The following is a 15083-nucleotide window of genomic DNA, read 5'->3' on the forward strand; positions in this document are numbered from 1 at the left end:
GTCGCGCATGGTGGTCGCGATCACGCGCTCGACGGGCGTTCGGCGGTGGCGGGCGGCACCGGCTACCGAGTGTCGGCCACCGCAAGCAGGGCCTGGACCTGCCGGTAGTCGGGGACGGTCGCCACGTCACCGGTGTCGCCGCGGAGCGTGCGAGCCACGCCGATCGCCGCTCCGAGAGCGGCGCGGTAGAGCGCCGATCCGGTGCTGATCCGGCGGACGCCCAGCGCTGCCAGCGTGTCTATATCCGGGCCGGTGGGTGAGTAGAGAGTGTTCAGCGGCAGCGGGGTCGCGCCGACCAGCGCGGTGAGGGTGGCGGGGTCGGTGACGCCGGGAACGAACAATCCGTCGGCGCCCGCCGCCGCGTACCGCTCGGCGCGGATCAGCGTCGACTCGCGGTCGATGCCGAACCAATGGGTGTCGATGCGGGCGTTGACGAACAGCGTCGGTGCGCGTGACTTGATCGCGTGAATGAGCTCGGCGTGCGTCTCGGGTGCGGCCAGTGTGGTGTTGTCGCGGCCGTCCTCGATGTTGATGCCCGCGACACCGAGATCGGCCAAGCGTGCGACATAGTCGGCGACCGCATCGGGCTCGTCGGCGAATCCGGCTTCGACATCGACGCTCACCGGCACCGGTAGCCGCGTCAATCGTGCTGCGAGAGCGAAGGTCTCGTCGGCCGATGCCGCTGTGCCGTCCGGCAGACCTGCGGCCGCGGCGACGCCGAGACTGGTTGTGGCGACGGCGGGGAAGCCCGCGTCGACCAGTAGCGCGGCCGAGGTGTAGTCCCAGGCGTTCGGCAGCACGAGGGGGTGGTCGCTGTGATGCAGCGCGTGAAAGGACATCGGTCGCGATCAGGAATCCACCTCGACCGCCGGGCTGCCCGGTTGTGGCATCGCCGCCAGAACGCCGCCGGCGATCGCGAGGGCGTGGGCGCTCCCTGGGCAGCGATGCGGTCCCGCGCCGAAGCCGAGTCCGGGGTGGCGTAGGTCGAGTTCGGTGACCGTGCCGTCGACCACGCGTCGGGTGGAGCGCAGTGGAGGTGTCGTCGCCATGATCACGGCACCGACGGTAAGCCCGCGACATTTCGGTGGCCGCCGAACAATCGCGGCGCATGATGGGGAGATGCCCGCCCGCGCCGCCGCCCTCGCCGACTGGGCCGCCGTCCTCGCCGACCGGACCAGAGCCCACATGTGCCTGGCCCTGCTGGATGGTCGCGCCTGGACCGCAGGCGAACTGGCCCGCCTGACCGGTGTCGCCCCCTCCACCGCCACCGCACACCTGGACCGGCTGTGCGCCGCTGGCGTGATCACCGAGCGCAAGCAGGGCAGGCACCGCTACGTCGAACTGGCGAGCCCCGCCATCGCCCAGCTTCTGGAAACCCTACTGGCCGAACTCGATCCGGCCCCCACCCCGCCGAAGAACCTGCGCGCCGCGACCGCCGACGCGGCCCTGGCCCGCGGCCGCACCTGCTACAACCATCTCGCCGGCCGCCTCGGCGTCACCATCACCGATGCCATGGCCCGCCGAGCCCTCCTCGACCCCGGCAACGCCCACGCCCTGACCCCCGCGGGCACCACCTGGCTGACCACCACCCTCGGCATCGACGAGCCCACCCTCGCCCGCTCCCGCCGCCCCCTGACCCGCCCCTGCCTCGACTGGACCGAACGCCGCACGCACCTGGGCGGCCCCGCCGCGGTCCTCCTCCACCGCCGCCTCCTGACACTCGGCTGGATCACCCCGTCGGGAACGGGCCGCGCCATCCGCGTCACTCCTACCGGAGTAACCGGCTTGACGACAACCCTCGGCATCGACCCCGCCGACCTACGCTGACGGGCACTTCGGCCGAAACGCTCAGTCGAACAGGGCCTCTACCCTGGAGATCTCCAGCGCCCGACGCATCCATACGTCGAAGATGTGCTGGTCTCGGCATGCTGCGATGCGTTCGGCGGCATCCTCCGGAACATGAACTCCGCGATGTCGAAGGATGAGCAGCACATCTTTGGCTCGGCCCTCATCCAGCCCTTCTTCACGCAGTGCCTGAGCAAGGGGTCCGCGGAAGTACGAGAGATCGGCGTCCATGAGTTCCTTCCAGGTCGTGCCCGCTGTGGTCCGGCCGAGGCCGTGATAGACGAGCTCGATGAACAGCTGGGTCTCGTCCTGGTCTCCGGCTTGCCGGAAGGCCTCGGCCACGGACTCCAGTTTCGCACCGATGTGGGGTTGGCGAGCGTGGGTGATGGCGGACAGGGCCGCCAGCGGCAGGTCGTGACGCGCGGTGTCGACGTCGAGGACGGCCGGGACATTGTGCGGCCCGAGCACGATCGGCGACACCGACAGGCAGGTCCACCGGTCGTGGCCGAGCCGGAGCGGCCCGGCGGCCCACGTCGCGGTGGCATGGTCACGGCACACGACAGCCAGCACGACCGGCAGCTCGTACTTCGCGATCAAGAACGACAGGTAATACGACCACGCCGCGGGTTTGCGGGATTCCGGACGCCCCTGCGCCTCGACGATCAGCAGGAACGGCCCATCCACGGTTCCTCTCCTGGGCGAACGGGCCGCCGCCGGATCGACAGTCGCGGGTGTTCCGATTCGCGGCTTGACGGCCAGCGAGGTGTGCCGGATCGGCCGGGCCGCTGTGCCACGATGAGGCGCATGGAGCTGCTCGCCGCCGCCGTGGACGCCCCGTCGCCGATCGTCTCGCTGTTCTGGATCGCGCTCGTCGCGGTGCTGGCGCCGCTGCTGTCGCGGGCGCTGCGGGGGTTCGTGCCGGATGTGGTGATCCTGCTCGTGGCGGGCACGATCCTCGGGCCGTTCGCGCTCGGCTGGGCCACCGCGGACGGCGGTGTCGACCTCATCAAGGAACTCGGCCTCGGCATGCTGTTCCTGCTCGCGGGCTACGAACTGGACCCCGAGCTGCTCGGCGGCAAGTCCGGCCGGGTCGCCTGGCTGGTGTGGCTGGCCGGTCTCGTCTTCGCGTTCGGCCTGGTCGCCGTGCTGGCGAGCGGTGAATCGACGACCAATCACATCGCCGTCGCCATCGCGATGACCTCCACCGCGCTGGGCACCCTGCTGCCGATCATCAAGCAGGCCGGGCTGCTCGACACCGCGCTGGGCCGGGCGGTGCTCGCGCACGGCGCGGTCGGCGAACTGGGCCCGATCGTGGCCATGTCGGTACTGCTGAGCAGCCACAATGTCGGCGCCGCGCTGGCGGTGCTGGCCTTGTTCGTCCTGGCGGCGCTGCTGGTCGGGGTAATCCCGATACGGCTGTTCGGCCGTATCCCCGACCTCGGGGCTGCGCTGGCCAAGATGGACGGCGGCACCTCCCAGCTGCCGGTGCGCGGGTCGATCCTGCTGCTGCTGGTGCTCATGGTGGTGGCCGAACGCTTCGACCTGGACGTGGTGCTCGGCGCGTTCGCCGCGGGCATGGTGCTGCGCCGGCTCATCGCCGCCGGCCACCCGCGGGTCGACGAGCAGCTCGAGACCATCGGCTACGGGCTGCTGATCCCGGTGTTCTTCGTGGTGTCGGGCATGGCGATCGATATGTCCGCGGTGGCGAGCAGGCCGCTGCTGTGGGTGTCGTTCGTGGCCGCCATCGCCGTCGCGCGCGGGCTGCCGGTGTGGTTGAGCGAGCGGTTCGTCCCGCACGGGCGCAATCTGGAGTCGCCGCACGAGCGCGCCCAGCTCGCCCTGTTCGCGGCCACCGGCCTGCCGATCATCGTCGCCGTCACCCAGGTGGCCGTGTCGACGGAGCTGATGACGGCGGATACCGCCTCGGTCCTGGTCGCCGCCGGTGCGACGACGGTTCTACTGTTTCCGCTGGTAGCGCGGCTGATCGGGGGTAAGGCGCCGCTCGTGACCGCACCTGCTCATGAATGAGCTTGCATAGTCGTGCATAATCATCACATGGTTGATTCGTCGGGAGGACCCGCGCTGCGGGTGGCGGTTGCCGGTGCGAGTGGATACGCCGGTGGCGAAGTGTTGCGTCTGCTGCTGGCCCACCCCGAATACCGAACCGGGCGCCTCGAGATCGGGGCGCTGACCGCCGGATCCAACGCGGGCACCGCCCTGGGCGCGCTCCAGCCGCATCTGCTGCCGCTGGCCGACCGGATCCTGCAGGAAACCACCCCCGAGGTCCTGGCCGGGCACGACATCGTCTTCCTCGGCCTGCCGCACGGCCAGTCCGGCGCCATCGCGCAGGCACTGCCCGAGTCCACGGTGATCATCGATTGTGGTGCCGACTTCCGGCTCACCGATGCCGCCGCCTGGGAGAAGTACTACGGCAGCGCGCACGCGGGCAGCTGGCCCTACGGCCTGCCCGAGCTGCCCGGTGGCCGGGCGCGGCTCACCGGCGCCCGGCGCATCGCCGTGCCCGGCTGCTACCCGACCGTGTCCAGTGTCGCGCTGGCGCCCGCCATCGCCGCGGGCATCATCGAGCCGACCGTGAACGTCGTAGCCGTGAGCGGCACGTCGGGCGCGGGCCGCAAGCTCGATGTCGGCCTGCTCGGTTCCGAGGTGATGGGCAGCGTGCGCGCCTACGGCATCGCCGGCGCGCACCGGCACACCCCCGAGATCGCGCAGAACCTGAAAGCCGCGGGCGGCGTGGATGTCTCGGTGTCGTTCACCCCGGTGCTCGCCCCGATGCCACGCGGCATCCTGGCCACCTGCACCGCTCCCGTGAAGGTCGGCGCCGCGCAGGCGCGCGCTGTCTACGACAAGGCCTACGCCGACGAACCGTTCGTGCACCTGCTGCCCGAAGGCGTGCTGCCGCAGACCGGTGCGGTGCTGGGCTCCAACGCCATCACCCTGCAGGTCGCCGTCGATGCCGACGCGGGTCTGCTCGTGGTGATCGGCGCGATCGACAACTTGACCAAGGGCACCGCGGGCGCCGCGGTGCAATCGATGAATCTGGCCGTCGGATTCGACGAGACCGCAGGACTTTCCACCGTAGGAGTGGCACCGTGACGACCCCTGATCCGCACACGACGGACCATGGCAATTTGATCCACACCCAGGGCGTCACCGCCCCGCTCGGCTTCCGCGCCGCCGGTATCGCGGCGGGCATCAAGGCCAGCGGCAAGCCCGACCTCGCGCTGGTGCTCAACGAGGGCCCCGAGTACGCGGCGGCAGGCGTGTTCACCAGCAATCAGGTCAAGGCCGCGCCCGTGCTGTGGTCGCAGCAGGTGCTGAAGTCCGGTCGCGTGCGCGCGGTCATCCTGAATTCGGGCGGCGCGAACGCCTGCACCGGCCCTGGTGGGTTCCAGGACACCCACCGGACCGCCGAGGAACTCGCTGCCGCGCTGAGCAATTGGGGCACCGAGACCGGCGCCGGCGAGATCGCGGTCTGCTCCACCGGCCTGATCGGTGACCGGCTGCCGATGGACAAGCTGATCCCCGCCGTCACCGAGATCGTGCACGAGATGGGCGGCGGCATGTCCGGCGGTTCCGACGCCGCGCACGCCATCATGACCACCGACACCGTGCCGAAGGAATCGGCGTTCCACCACGAGGACAAGTGGAACGTCGGCGGCATGGCCAAGGGCGCGGGCATGCTCGCCCCGTCGCTGGCCACCATGCTCGTCGTGCTCACCACCGACGCGGTGGCCACGCCCGAGCAGCTCGACCAGGCGCTGCGCAAGGCCACGAAATACACCTTCGACCGGCTCGACGTCGACGGCTCCTGCTCCACCAACGACACCGTGCTGCTGCTGGCCAACGGTGCCAGCGGCGTCGCACCATCTCAGGAGGACCTCGACGCCGCCGTCTTCACCGTGTGCGACGACCTGGCCGCCCAGCTGATGGCCGACGCCGAGGGCGTCACCAAGCGGGTGCGGGTCACCGTCACCGGCGCGGCCTCCGAAGAAGAGGCGCTCACCGCCGCCCGGGCGGTCGCCCGCGACAGTCTGGTCAAGACCGCGCTGTTCGGCTCCGACCCCAACTGGGGCCGGGTGCTCGCCGCTGTCGGCATCGCCCCGATCACCCTGGACCCGAATCGGATCGCGGTGTCGTTCAACGGCAATCCGGTCTGCGTCGACAGTGTCGGCGCGCCCGGCGCCCGCGAGGTCGACCTGTCCGGCGCGGACATCGACGTGCTGATCGAGCTGCACGTCGGCGAGGGCACCGCGATGGTGCGCACCACCGACCTCTCGCACGCCTACGTCGAAGAGAACTCGGCGTACAGCTCATGAGCAGCGGTGTGGTGCAGTCGCTGTCGGCGCTGGACAAGGCGCACGTGCTCGCCGACGCGCTGCCGTGGCTGCAGAAGTTCCGGGACAAGGTCGTCGTCGTGAAGTACGGCGGCAACGCCATGGTCGACGACGAACTCAAGGCCGCCTTCGCCGCCGACATGGCGTTCCTGCGCACCGTCGGCGTGCACCCGGTGGTCGTGCACGGCGGTGGACCGCAGATCAACGCGATGCTGAAGAAGCTCGGCATGGCGGGGGAGTTCCGCGGCGGCTTCCGCGTCACCACCCCCGAGGTGATGGATGTGGTGCGGATGGTGCTGTTCGGCCAGGTCGGGCGCGAGCTCGTCGGCCTGATCAACGCGCACGGCCCATACGCGGTCGGCATCTCCGGTGAGGACGCGCACCTGTTCACCGCGACCCGGCGCACCGTCACGGTGGAGGGTGTCGCCACCGACATCGGCCTGGTCGGCGACGTCACCGAGGTCAACCCCGGCGCCGTGCTCGACCTGATCGACGCCGGGCGCATCCCGGTGGTGTCCACCATCGCGCCCGACGCCGACGGCGTGGTGCACAACATCAACGCCGACACCGCCGCCGCCGCGCTGGCGGAGGGGATCGGCGCGGAGAAGCTCGTCGTCCTCACCGACGTCGAGGGCCTCTACACCGACTGGCCCGACCGCTCCTCGCTGACCAGCGAGATCGACGCGACGGCATTGGCGGAGTTGCTGCCGCGCCTGGATGCGGGCATGGTGCCGAAGATGGAAGCGTGCCTGCGCGCCGTCCAGGGCGGGGTGCCCAGCGCCCATGTGATCGACGGCAGAGTGCCGCATTCGGTACTACTGGAGTTGTTCACCGGAGAAGGAATCGGAACGATGGTGACCGCATGAGTGAAGTAGAGAAGCTGCAGCAGCGGTGGTCGGCCGCGATGATGAACAACTACGGCACCCCGAAGGTCGCGCTGGTGCGCGGCGCGGGCGCGGTGGTCTACGACGCCGATGGCAAGCGCTACATCGATTTCCTCGGTGGCATCGCGGTGAACAGCCTCGGCCACGCCCATCCCGCCATCCTGGCAGCGGTCACCCAGCAGCTGGGCACGCTCGGCCACGTGTCGAACCTGTACGCCAGCGAGCCGGTGATCGAGCTGGCCGAGAAGCTGCTCGCGCACTTCGGCGACGGTGAGGGCAAGGCGTTCTTCTGCAACTCCGGCACCGAGGCCAACGAGGCCGCCTTCAAGATTGCGCGGCTGACCGGCCGGTCCAAGATCGTCGCCGCCGAGGAGGCCTTCCACGGCCGGACCATGGGCGCGCTCGCGCTCACCGGTCAGCCGTCCAAGCGCGAGCCGTTCGAGCCGATGCCGCCCGGCGTCGTGCACGTGCCCTACGGTGACGCCGCCGCGCTGGAGGCCGTCGTCGACACCGACACCGCCGCGGTGTTCCTGGAGCCGATGATGGGGGAGAGCGGTGTGGTCGTCCCGCCGTTCGACTACCTGGCCCGCGCCCGCGAGATCACCTCGCGGGCGGGCGCGCTGCTGATCCTCGACGAGGTGCAGACCGGAATCGGTCGCACGGGAACGTTCTTCGCGCATCAGGCGGCGGGCATCGTGCCCGACGCGATCACCCTCGCCAAGGGTCTCGGCGGCGGTCTGCCGATCGGCGCGGTCCTGGCGCAGGGCCGGGCCGCCGAGCTGCTCACCCCGGGCCTGCACGGCACCACCTTCGGTGGCAACCCGGTGTGCGCGGCGGCGGCGCTGGCGGTACTGCGCACGATCGACTCCGAAGGCCTGCTCTCCCATGTGGAATGGGTCGGCAAGAAGCTCAGTGACGGTATCGCGCTGCTCGAGCACCCCGAGATCGATCACGTGCGTGGCGCGGGTCTGCTGATCGGCATCGTGCTGCGCAACGACATCTCCGCCTACGTGGACGAGCGGGCGCGGGAGGCGGGCTACCTGATCAATCCCGCCAAGCCGAACGTGATCCGGTTGGCGCCGCCCCTGGTGCTCACCGAAACCCAGGCCGACAACTTCGTCGCCGACCTGCCCGAGATTCTCGACAAGGCCGCCGCCGATGCGAAGGGAGCCAGCAAGTGACCCTGCGCCACTTCCTGCGCGACGACGATGTGACCCAGGCCGAGCAGGCCGAAATCCTCGCCATCGCCGCGGATCTGAAGAAGAACCCGTTCGCGCACCGGCCGCTCGACGGTCCGCGTGGCGTCGGGGTGATCTTCGAGAAGAACTCCACCCGCACCCGGTTCTCGTTCGAGCTGGGCATCGCCCAGCTCGGCGGGCACGCGGTCGTCGTCGACGGCCGCGACACCCAGCTGGGCCGGGAGGAAACCCTCGGCGACACCGGCAGCGTGCTCTCGCGCTACGTCGAGGCCATCGTCTGGCGGACCTTCGAACAGTCCCGGCTCGACGAGATGTCGGCCACCGCGACGGTTCCCGTGGTGAACGCGCTGTCCAACGAGTTCCACCCCTGCCAGGTGCTCGCCGATCTGCAGACGATCAGCGAGCGCAAGGGAGCCCTCGCCGGGCTGGATCTCACCTACTTCGGTGACGGTGCCAACAATATGGCGCACTCGCTGCTGCTGGGCGGGGTCACGGCCGGCATGAACGTGACCGTCGCCGCGCCCGCCGGTTTCGAGCCGCTGCCGTGGATCCTCGAGGCTACCGCCAAGCGGGCCGCGGAGACCGGTGCGACCGTGACCGTCACCAACGACCCGGTGGCGGGCGCGACCGGCGCCGATGTCCTCGTCACCGACACCTGGACCTCGATGGGCCAGGAGAACGATGGTCTCGATCGCGTCGGCCCGTTCCGACCGTTCCAGGTCAACGAGGCACTGCTGGCCGCGGCCGATCCGGAAGTCATTGTGATGCACTGCCTTCCGGCGCACCGCGGCGAGGAGATCACCGACGAGGTCCTCGACGGCCCGCACAGCGTGGTCTGGGACGAAGCCGAGAACCGGCTGCACGCCCAGAAGGCGCTGCTGGTCTGGCTGCTCGCGAAAGCCGCCGCGTGAGACCGCGAACCGGGGCCGGCGCGGGGGTCGGTCGATGAGCGCGCCCGAGAAGGGCTCGCCCGCCATCGCCCGTACCCGCGCCGGCCGCCAATCGCGCATCGTGGAGCTGCTGTCCGCGCATTCGGTGCGCAGCCAGACCGAGCTGGCGACGCTGCTGGCCGCCGAGGGCATCGAGACCACCCAGGCGACCCTGTCGCGTGACCTCGACGAACTCGGCGCGGTCAAGCTCCGTGCCGCCGACGGTGGTGCGGGCGTCTACGTGGTCCCCGAGGACGGTAGCCCCGTCCGCGGTGTCACCGGCGGCACCGGCCGCCTCTCCAAACTCCTCGGCGACCTGCTGGTCTCCACCGACGCCAGCGGCAACCTCGCCGTCCTGCGCACCCCACCCGGCGCCGCCCACTTCCTGGCCAGCGCCCTCGACCGCGCCGCCCTCCCCTTCATCGTCGGCACCATCGCCGGCGACGACACCATCGCCGTGATCGCCCGCGAACCCCTCACCGGCGCCGAACTCGCCGCCCGCATCGAAGAATTGGCCTGATCCCGCGCGATTCTCGGGTCATGCCCGTCTCTCGCCGATGTCACCCCGGTGGGAGAACCCGGCGATGCTGTGTGGGTGCCGGCAACCGCCGTGCTCATGCTGGTCTCGGTCCCACTGGCGCGGATGATGGGCGGCCGGTCGGTGGCGCCGGGAGGCCCGAACTACTGCCTGGTTGCGCCGTTCGGCCAGACGACGTCCACCGGAATGCCTTGGGCGCGGGCGGATTCGACGACGGTGGCGGTGCCGCCGCGCTCGCCCTGGTCGCCGTCCCAGACCGCGAGGAGGCGGTCGCAGTCGGCGAGGAGGATCTCGTTGGCGGCTTCGTAGGCGCTCTTGCCCGCGGTGTCGAAGTCCATCACCCGCACCGTGCTCGCACGGTCGAGCAGGGCGTCGAACAGGGGTGCGTGGTCGGGCTTCACCTTGGCCGAGCGGTAGTCGCGCGAGGGCAGCACGACTTCCAGGCGCCCGCCTGCCGCCAGTACCTCCTCGGCGAAGATCGAATCCGCGCCGCGGGCCAGGCAGGTGATCCCGACCAGGTCGGGGAGGTCGGTGAGGAGGGCCGAGATCGCCTCGCGCACCAGAGTTTCGGTGGCGGGGGTGAGGTTCGTGTGGCCGGTGACGCTGATTCGCATCGGGTCATCCTGCCCGAGTGGGTTCCAGCAGACCGGCGCGCTCAGCCTGGCCATCCTGGTGACGGTCTCGGCACCGCGGCCCGCGCGGCGCGCTGTTCGCCGGCGCACACCCTCGTCGGCGGGATGACCGCCGCGTCCGGCGCCGCCGCCGTGATCGCGGCCCTGACCTTCGTGGTCGCCCTCACCTTCCGCAGTATCCGGTCGCCGCGCTGAGCCGAAACCCGTGATCTGCCAGAACAATGCATAGATCGTCCAGGCGCAGCCCACACCCTGGGCTGCGTCGACGATCGTGTGGCGCGGCAGTTCGGTCCGGTCGACCGGTGAGGCTGTGCAGCGCGCCGCCGCCTCCCGGGGCAATCGTCAGGCCAGCCGTGCCCGTGTGGAGCCGCACATCGTCGGCAGCCATGCCGGGAGACCAGCGGCGCGTTCCGCTCAGCGGTGGGAGCCCACGCCGGATCAGTTGAACGGGTACTGCCCGCCGCCCGCGCCGCCGCCCGGTGAGTCCGGGGTGGCGATGTCGATGATGCTCTGGACCAGGGCGACGAGGGCACGACCGACATCGAGCACGCCGTTGCCGAGCGTGGAGAATTCCTGTGCGACGTAGTGGAGCATCTTGTTCGTCCTCACGTTGGCGAGCCGAATAGTGCTCTCCCAGAGTGCCACACCCCGCCGACACGGGCACTACATTGCACAGGTGCCCGAGAGTCCCGCGATCGTCCGTTTCCCGCCCGTGCCCGACCCCCGGCCCGACGACAAGCCGTGGCCGGACATGGTGTGGCCCGTCCCGGACGGTGCGCGATTGAGCGGTGACACGGTGGCGCTGACCACCGTCGATCCGTCGGCGGACGCCGGGGAGCTCTTCGCCGCCCTCGACGTGGACGCGGTCTGGGCGCACCTGCCCTGGCGCCCGCGCGATGCGGACGAGTTCGCACAGCACCTGCGGGAGTTGAGCGCGTTGCCCGACTGGCACGTCTGGATTGTCCGCTCGCGCACCGGGATCGGTGCTCGGCCCGCGGGGTCGGTGCTCGGCCTCACGTCCTACCTGGACGTCCGCCCGCGAGACGCGGCGCTGGAAATCGGGTTCACCGCCTACGCGCCTGCGGTGTGGGGGAGTGCGGTCAACCCGGAAGCCAAACTGCTGGTCCTGGAGTACGCGTTCGATGTGCTCGGGGTGGGTCGGGCGCAGTTGAAGACCGATGTGCGCAACCATCGTTCGCAGCAGGCGATCGCGCGGCTCGGGGCACGCTACGAGGGCACACTGCGGCGTCAGTTCCGGCGCGCGGACGGCACTGTGCGGGACAGCGTGATGTTCTCGATCACCGCGGAGGACTGGCCGGAGGTGCGCGCGGGGCTCACCGAGCGCCTGCGCGCGGCCGATCGCTGACCACGCGGCGGGTCAGGAGGCCAGGAAGTTCAGGATGGCCGTCGCCAGCGGGGCGCCCATATCGAACAGCACGCGGCCGACGTGCAGGCCCGCGGTGGCCCCGGATTCGTAGTGGTCGGAGAGGAACTGCAGGATCGCGTCAACCATGGGTGCTCCCGGTGGTGGTACGGGCGGGGATCAGGCGAAGAAGCCCTGGAGGATCGGCGTTCCGAGGTCGATCACCGTCTTGGCGACGGTCAACCCCAGATTGCCCAGCCCGATGACCACGGCCCCGATGAGGTCGTAGTTCGCCTGGGCGAAATCACGTAGCTGCTGCATGTCCACTCCTCGACCCCGACCGATGGGTAGCTGGTGTGACCAGCGTCTCACAGCTGACGCTTGCTGCCAAGTTGCTGATGCGATGTCGCCGCAGGTGGTGGGGGATTTCGGTCGAACCGGGTGGTGCTGGACAGTGCATCGCTACCCCCGGGTATGAATGAGATTGCATCATCGTGCATAATCATTTGCAGCAGCGGCGCGAGCCGACCGGCGGCCGGAGCGTTCATACTGCTCCAGGCAGCCCGTGCAGATGACGTACACACTTCGAGGAGCACAACAGACATGTCCGATCGCGTCGTACTCGCCTACTCCGGTGGGCTTGACACCTCCGTCGCCATCAGCTGGATCGCGAAGGAGACCGGTGCCGAGGTGGTGGCCGTGGCCATCGACCTGGGCCAGGGCGGCGAGGACATGAACGTGGTGCGCCAGCGCGCACTGGACTGCGGCGCCGTCGAGGCCATCGTGGTCGACGCGCGCGACGAGTTCGCCGACGAGTACTGCTTGCCCACCATCCAGGCCAACGCGATGTACATGGGCCAGTACCCGCTGGTCTCGGCCATCAGCCGCCCGCTGATCGTCAAGCACCTGGTCGAGGCCGCGAAGTTCCACAACGCGACCACCGTCTCGCACGGTTGCACCGGCAAGGGCAACGACCAGGTCCGCTTCGAGGTCGGCATCGGCGCCCTCGCGCCCGACCTGGAGGTCATCGCCCCGGTCCGCGACTACGCCTGGACCCGCGAGAAGGCCATCGCCTTCGCCGAGCAGAACAACCTGCCGATCAACGTCACCAAGAAGTCGCCGTTCTCGATCGACCAGAACGTGTGGGGCCGCGCCGTCGAGACCGGCTTCCTCGAGGATCTGTGGAACGCGCCGACCAAGGACGTCTACGACTACACCGCCGACCCGACGGTGAACTTCGAGGCGCCCGACGAGGTCATCATCACCTTCGACAAGGGTGTGCCGGTCGCCATCGACGGCCGTCCCGTCACCGTGCTGCAGGCCATCGAGGAGATGAACACCCGCGCCGGTCGCCAGGGTGTCGGCCGCCTCGACATGGTCGAGGACCGGCTCGTCGGCATCAAGAGCCGCGAGATCTACGAGGCGCCGGGCGCCATCGCGCTGATCACCGCGCACCAGGCGCTGGAGAACGTCACCATCGAGCGCGAGCTGGGCCGCTACAAGCGCCAGGTCGAGCAGCGCTGGGGCGAGCTGGCCTACGACGGCCTGTGGTTCTCCCCGCTCAAGCGCGCGCTGGACGCCTTCGTTCAGGACAGCCAGCAGCACGTCACCGGCGACATCCGGATGGTGCTGCACGGTGGTTCGGCCGTCGTCAACGGCCGCCGCTCCGAGCAGTCGCTCTACGACTTCAACCTGGCCACCTACGACGAGGGCGACACCTTCGACCAGTCGCTGGCCAAGGGCTTCGTGCAGATCCACGGCCTGTCCTCGAAGGTCGCCGCCCGCCGCGACCTCAACCAGAAGTAGCACAAGAGCACGTCGTAGTCTCGACACCGGCCGGTCCACGCGGACCGGCCGGTGCCGTGACCAGCCATGCCCGCCATCCCGACCGGAGGAGACGCCGACCATGACCCACAGTGGAACCAACGAAGGTGCCCTCTGGGGTGGGCGATTCGCGTCCGGCCCGGCCGAGGCGATGGCGGCGCTGAGCAAGTCGACCCATTTCGACTGGGCGCTGGCTCCCTATGACATCCGCGCCTCCAAGGCGCACGCCCGCGTGCTGCACAAGGCCGGGCTGCTCTCCGACGACGACCTGACCGGCATGCTGGCCGGGCTGGACGCTCTGGCCGCCGACGTCGCCTCGGGCGCCTACGGGCCCGCCGAATCCGACGAGGACGTGCACGGCGCGCTCGAGCGCGGCCTGATCGAGCGGGTCGGCACCGAGCTCGGCGGCCGGTTGCGGGCCGGCCGCTCGCGCAACGACCAGGTGGCCACCCTGTTCCGGATGTGGCTGCGCGACGGTGTGCGCCGCGTCGCCGCCGGCGTGCTCGATGTGGTCGATGCCCTGGTCGCCCAGGCCGCCGCGCACCCGGATGCCGTGATGCCGGGCAAGACCCACCTGCAGGCCGCGCAGCCGGTGCTGCTCGCGCACCACCTGCTCGCGCACGCCCATCCGCTGCTGCGCGACCTGGAACGGCTGCGCGACTTCGACAAGCGCGCCGCGATCTCGCCGTACGGCTCCGGCGCACTGGCGGGTTCCTCGCTGGGCCTGGACCCCGAGCAGATCGCCGCCGAACTCGATTTCACCGCCTCGGCGGCCAATTCGATCGATGCGACCTCCTCGCGGGACTTCGCCGCCGAGGCCGCGTTCGTGCTGGCCATGATCGGCGTCGACCTGAGCCGGATGGCCGAAGAGATCATCATCTGGAGCACACCGGAATTCGGGTATGTCACCCTCGCCGACGCGTGGTCGACCGGTTCGTCGATCATGCCGCAGAAGAAGAACCCCGACGTCTCCGAGCTGACCCGCGGCAAGGCCGGCCGCCTGATCGGCAACCTGACCGGCCTGCTGGCCACCCTGAAGGCCCAGCCGCTGGCCTACAACCGGGACCTGCAGGAGGACAAGGAACCCCTGTTCGACTCGGTCGCCCAGCTCGAACTGCTGCTGCCCGCCATCGCCGGCCTGGTCGGCACCCTCACCTTCCACACCGACCGGATGGCCGAGCTCGCTCCCGCCGGTTTCACCCTCGCCACCGACATCGCGGAATGGATGGTGCGCCAAGGCGTTCCGTTCCGGGTCGCGCACGAGGCGGCGGGCGCCTGCGTGCGGGCCGCCGAGGCGCGCGGTGTCGGTCTCGACGAACTGACCGACGAGGAATTCGCCGCCGTCGACGCGTCGCTGACCGCGGGCGTGCGTGACGTTCTCACCGTGCAGGGGTCGATCGCCTCCCGCAACGCCCGCGGCGGCACCGCCGGTGTCCGCGTCGCCGAACAGCTCGACGAAGTCCGCAAGACCGCCGAAGAAGCCCGCGCCTGGCTGAGCTGACCCCGGCGCGCGG

Annotated in this window: 18 protein-coding genes; 11 read left to right on the forward strand and 7 right to left on the reverse strand. The window is 70.1% G+C overall.

The features are described 5' to 3' along the window. Window positions 1-62: 62 nt before the first annotated feature. Both NV348_RS29255 and NV348_RS29260 read right to left on the reverse strand, forming a co-directional pair. Entirely contained in the window at window positions 63-839 is a 777-nt protein-coding gene (locus tag NV348_RS29255) for an isocitrate lyase/PEP mutase family protein (RefSeq protein ID WP_447149730.1), read from the reverse strand. Between the two features lie 9 nt (window positions 840-848). Then, window positions 849-1055: a hypothetical protein gene (locus NV348_RS29260; protein WP_447149731.1), complete on the reverse strand. Its 207-nt coding sequence runs from the start codon at window positions 1053-1055 to the stop codon at window positions 849-851. A 64-nt stretch (window positions 1056-1119) separates the two neighbouring features. Between NV348_RS29260 and NV348_RS29265 the strand changes: the two genes are divergently transcribed. After that, a complete protein-coding gene (locus NV348_RS29265; protein WP_447149732.1) occupies window positions 1120-1827 on the forward strand; it encodes an ArsR/SmtB family transcription factor in 708 nt (235 codons plus the stop codon). Between the two features lie 21 nt (window positions 1828-1848). Here the strand turns inward: NV348_RS29265 and NV348_RS29270 are convergent, their stop codons facing one another. Continuing rightward, window positions 1849-2529 (reverse strand): hypothetical protein, encoded by a 681-nt coding sequence (locus tag NV348_RS29270; RefSeq protein WP_447149733.1) that lies wholly within the window; start codon window positions 2527-2529, stop codon window positions 1849-1851. A gap of 120 nt (window positions 2530-2649) precedes the next feature. Between NV348_RS29270 and NV348_RS29275 the strand changes: the two genes are divergently transcribed. Genes NV348_RS29275 through NV348_RS29305 form a run of 7 tightly spaced genes read left to right on the forward strand, consistent with a single transcriptional unit; the run spans window position 2650 to window position 9732 of the window. After that, a complete protein-coding gene (locus NV348_RS29275; protein WP_447149734.1) occupies window positions 2650-3873 on the forward strand; it encodes a cation:proton antiporter in 1224 nt (407 codons plus the stop codon). Window positions 3874-3900: 27 nt separating this feature from the next. Beyond that, on the forward strand, window positions 3901-4959 hold the full coding sequence (gene argC / locus NV348_RS29280) for an N-acetyl-gamma-glutamyl-phosphate reductase (protein ID WP_447149735.1): 1059 nt from the start codon (window positions 3901-3903) through the stop codon (window positions 4957-4959). Further along, a complete protein-coding gene (argJ, locus tag NV348_RS29285; protein WP_447149736.1) occupies window positions 4956-6182 on the forward strand; it encodes a bifunctional glutamate N-acetyltransferase/amino-acid acetyltransferase ArgJ in 1227 nt (408 codons plus the stop codon). The genes argC and argJ overlap by 4 nt, the downstream gene beginning before the upstream one ends. Then, on the forward strand, window positions 6179-7066 hold the full coding sequence (argB, locus tag NV348_RS29290; protein ID WP_218718170.1) for an acetylglutamate kinase: 888 nt from the start codon (window positions 6179-6181) through the stop codon (window positions 7064-7066). The genes argJ and argB overlap by 4 nt, the downstream gene beginning before the upstream one ends. After that, on the forward strand, window positions 7063-8265 hold the full coding sequence (locus NV348_RS29295) for an acetylornithine transaminase (protein WP_447149737.1): 1203 nt from the start codon (window positions 7063-7065) through the stop codon (window positions 8263-8265). Before argB ends, NV348_RS29295 begins: the two co-directional genes overlap by 4 nt. After that, window positions 8262-9194 carry an ornithine carbamoyltransferase gene (gene argF / locus NV348_RS29300; RefSeq protein WP_447149738.1) on the forward strand — a complete coding sequence of 311 codons (933 nt, stop codon included), beginning with the start codon at window positions 8262-8264 and terminating at the stop codon, window positions 9192-9194. The genes NV348_RS29295 and argF overlap by 4 nt, the downstream gene beginning before the upstream one ends. 34 nt (window positions 9195-9228) lie before the next feature. Then, window positions 9229-9732 (forward strand): arginine repressor, encoded by a 504-nt coding sequence (locus tag NV348_RS29305; RefSeq protein ID WP_218718167.1) that lies wholly within the window; start codon window positions 9229-9231, stop codon window positions 9730-9732. Between the two features lie 161 nt (window positions 9733-9893). Here the strand turns inward: NV348_RS29305 and NV348_RS29310 are convergent, their stop codons facing one another. After that, on the reverse strand, window positions 9894-10364 hold the full coding sequence (locus NV348_RS29310; RefSeq protein ID WP_447149739.1) for a hypothetical protein: 471 nt from the start codon (window positions 10362-10364) through the stop codon (window positions 9894-9896). A 456-nt stretch (window positions 10365-10820) separates the two neighbouring features. After that, window positions 10821-10976 carry a hypothetical protein gene (locus NV348_RS29315; RefSeq protein ID WP_447149740.1) on the reverse strand — a complete coding sequence of 52 codons (156 nt, stop codon included), beginning with the start codon at window positions 10974-10976 and terminating at the stop codon, window positions 10821-10823. A gap of 82 nt (window positions 10977-11058) precedes the next feature. On the opposite strand from NV348_RS29315, the gene NV348_RS29320 reads away from it, so the two are divergent. Then, complete coding sequence (locus tag NV348_RS29320) at window positions 11059-11748, forward strand: GNAT family N-acetyltransferase (RefSeq protein ID WP_447149741.1); 690 nt, start codon at window positions 11059-11061, stop codon at window positions 11746-11748. Window positions 11749-11760: 12 nt separating this feature from the next. On the opposite strand, the gene NV348_RS29325 is transcribed toward NV348_RS29320, so the two are convergent. Then, window positions 11761-11895, reverse strand: a complete 135-nt coding sequence (locus tag NV348_RS29325) for a hypothetical protein (protein ID WP_447149742.1) — start codon at window positions 11893-11895, stop codon at window positions 11761-11763. Between the two features lie 30 nt (window positions 11896-11925). Next, window positions 11926-12066 carry a hypothetical protein gene (locus NV348_RS29330; RefSeq protein ID WP_218718162.1) on the reverse strand — a complete coding sequence of 47 codons (141 nt, stop codon included), beginning with the start codon at window positions 12064-12066 and terminating at the stop codon, window positions 11926-11928. Between the two features lie 282 nt (window positions 12067-12348). On the opposite strand from NV348_RS29330, the gene NV348_RS29335 reads away from it, so the two are divergent. Together NV348_RS29335 and argH are read left to right on the forward strand one after the other, a co-directional pair. Next, complete coding sequence (locus tag NV348_RS29335) at window positions 12349-13551, forward strand: argininosuccinate synthase (RefSeq protein WP_218718161.1); 1203 nt, start codon at window positions 12349-12351, stop codon at window positions 13549-13551. Window positions 13552-13651: 100 nt separating this feature from the next. Then, complete coding sequence (gene argH / locus NV348_RS29340; RefSeq protein WP_447149743.1) at window positions 13652-15070, forward strand: argininosuccinate lyase; 1419 nt, start codon at window positions 13652-13654, stop codon at window positions 15068-15070. Window positions 15071-15083: the final 13 nt, after the last annotated feature.

It is taken from the genome of Nocardia fodinahabitans, assembly GCF_052983615.1.

Excerpts from the sequence above, each read along its gene's own strand:
- NV348_RS29265 (WP_447149732.1), top strand. The coding sequence starts at position 1,120 with ATGCCCGCCCGCGCCGCCGCCCTCGCCGACTGGGCCGCCGTCCTCGCC.
- NV348_RS29315 (WP_447149740.1), bottom strand. The coding sequence starts at position 10,976 with ATGCTCCACTACGTCGCACAGGAATTCTCCACGCTCGGCAACGGCGTG.
- NV348_RS29305 (WP_218718167.1), top strand. The coding sequence starts at position 9,229 with ATGAGCGCGCCCGAGAAGGGCTCGCCCGCCATCGCCCGTACCCGCGCC.
- argH (WP_447149743.1), top strand. The coding sequence starts at position 13,652 with ATGACCCACAGTGGAACCAACGAAGGTGCCCTCTGGGGTGGGCGATTC.
- NV348_RS29275 (WP_447149734.1), top strand. The coding sequence starts at position 2,650 with ATGGAGCTGCTCGCCGCCGCCGTGGACGCCCCGTCGCCGATCGTCTCG.
- NV348_RS29325 (WP_447149742.1), bottom strand. The coding sequence starts at position 11,895 with ATGGTTGACGCGATCCTGCAGTTCCTCTCCGACCACTACGAATCCGGG.
- NV348_RS29335 (WP_218718161.1), top strand. The coding sequence starts at position 12,349 with ATGTCCGATCGCGTCGTACTCGCCTACTCCGGTGGGCTTGACACCTCC.
- NV348_RS29330 (WP_218718162.1), bottom strand. The coding sequence starts at position 12,066 with ATGCAGCAGCTACGTGATTTCGCCCAGGCGAACTACGACCTCATCGGG.
- NV348_RS29255 (WP_447149730.1), bottom strand. The coding sequence starts at position 839 with ATGTCCTTTCACGCGCTGCATCACAGCGACCACCCCCTCGTGCTGCCG.
- argB (WP_218718170.1), top strand. The coding sequence starts at position 6,179 with ATGAGCAGCGGTGTGGTGCAGTCGCTGTCGGCGCTGGACAAGGCGCAC.
- argC (WP_447149735.1), top strand. The coding sequence starts at position 3,901 with ATGGTTGATTCGTCGGGAGGACCCGCGCTGCGGGTGGCGGTTGCCGGT.
- NV348_RS29295 (WP_447149737.1), top strand. The coding sequence starts at position 7,063 with ATGAGTGAAGTAGAGAAGCTGCAGCAGCGGTGGTCGGCCGCGATGATG.
- NV348_RS29310 (WP_447149739.1), bottom strand. The coding sequence starts at position 10,364 with ATGCGAATCAGCGTCACCGGCCACACGAACCTCACCCCCGCCACCGAA.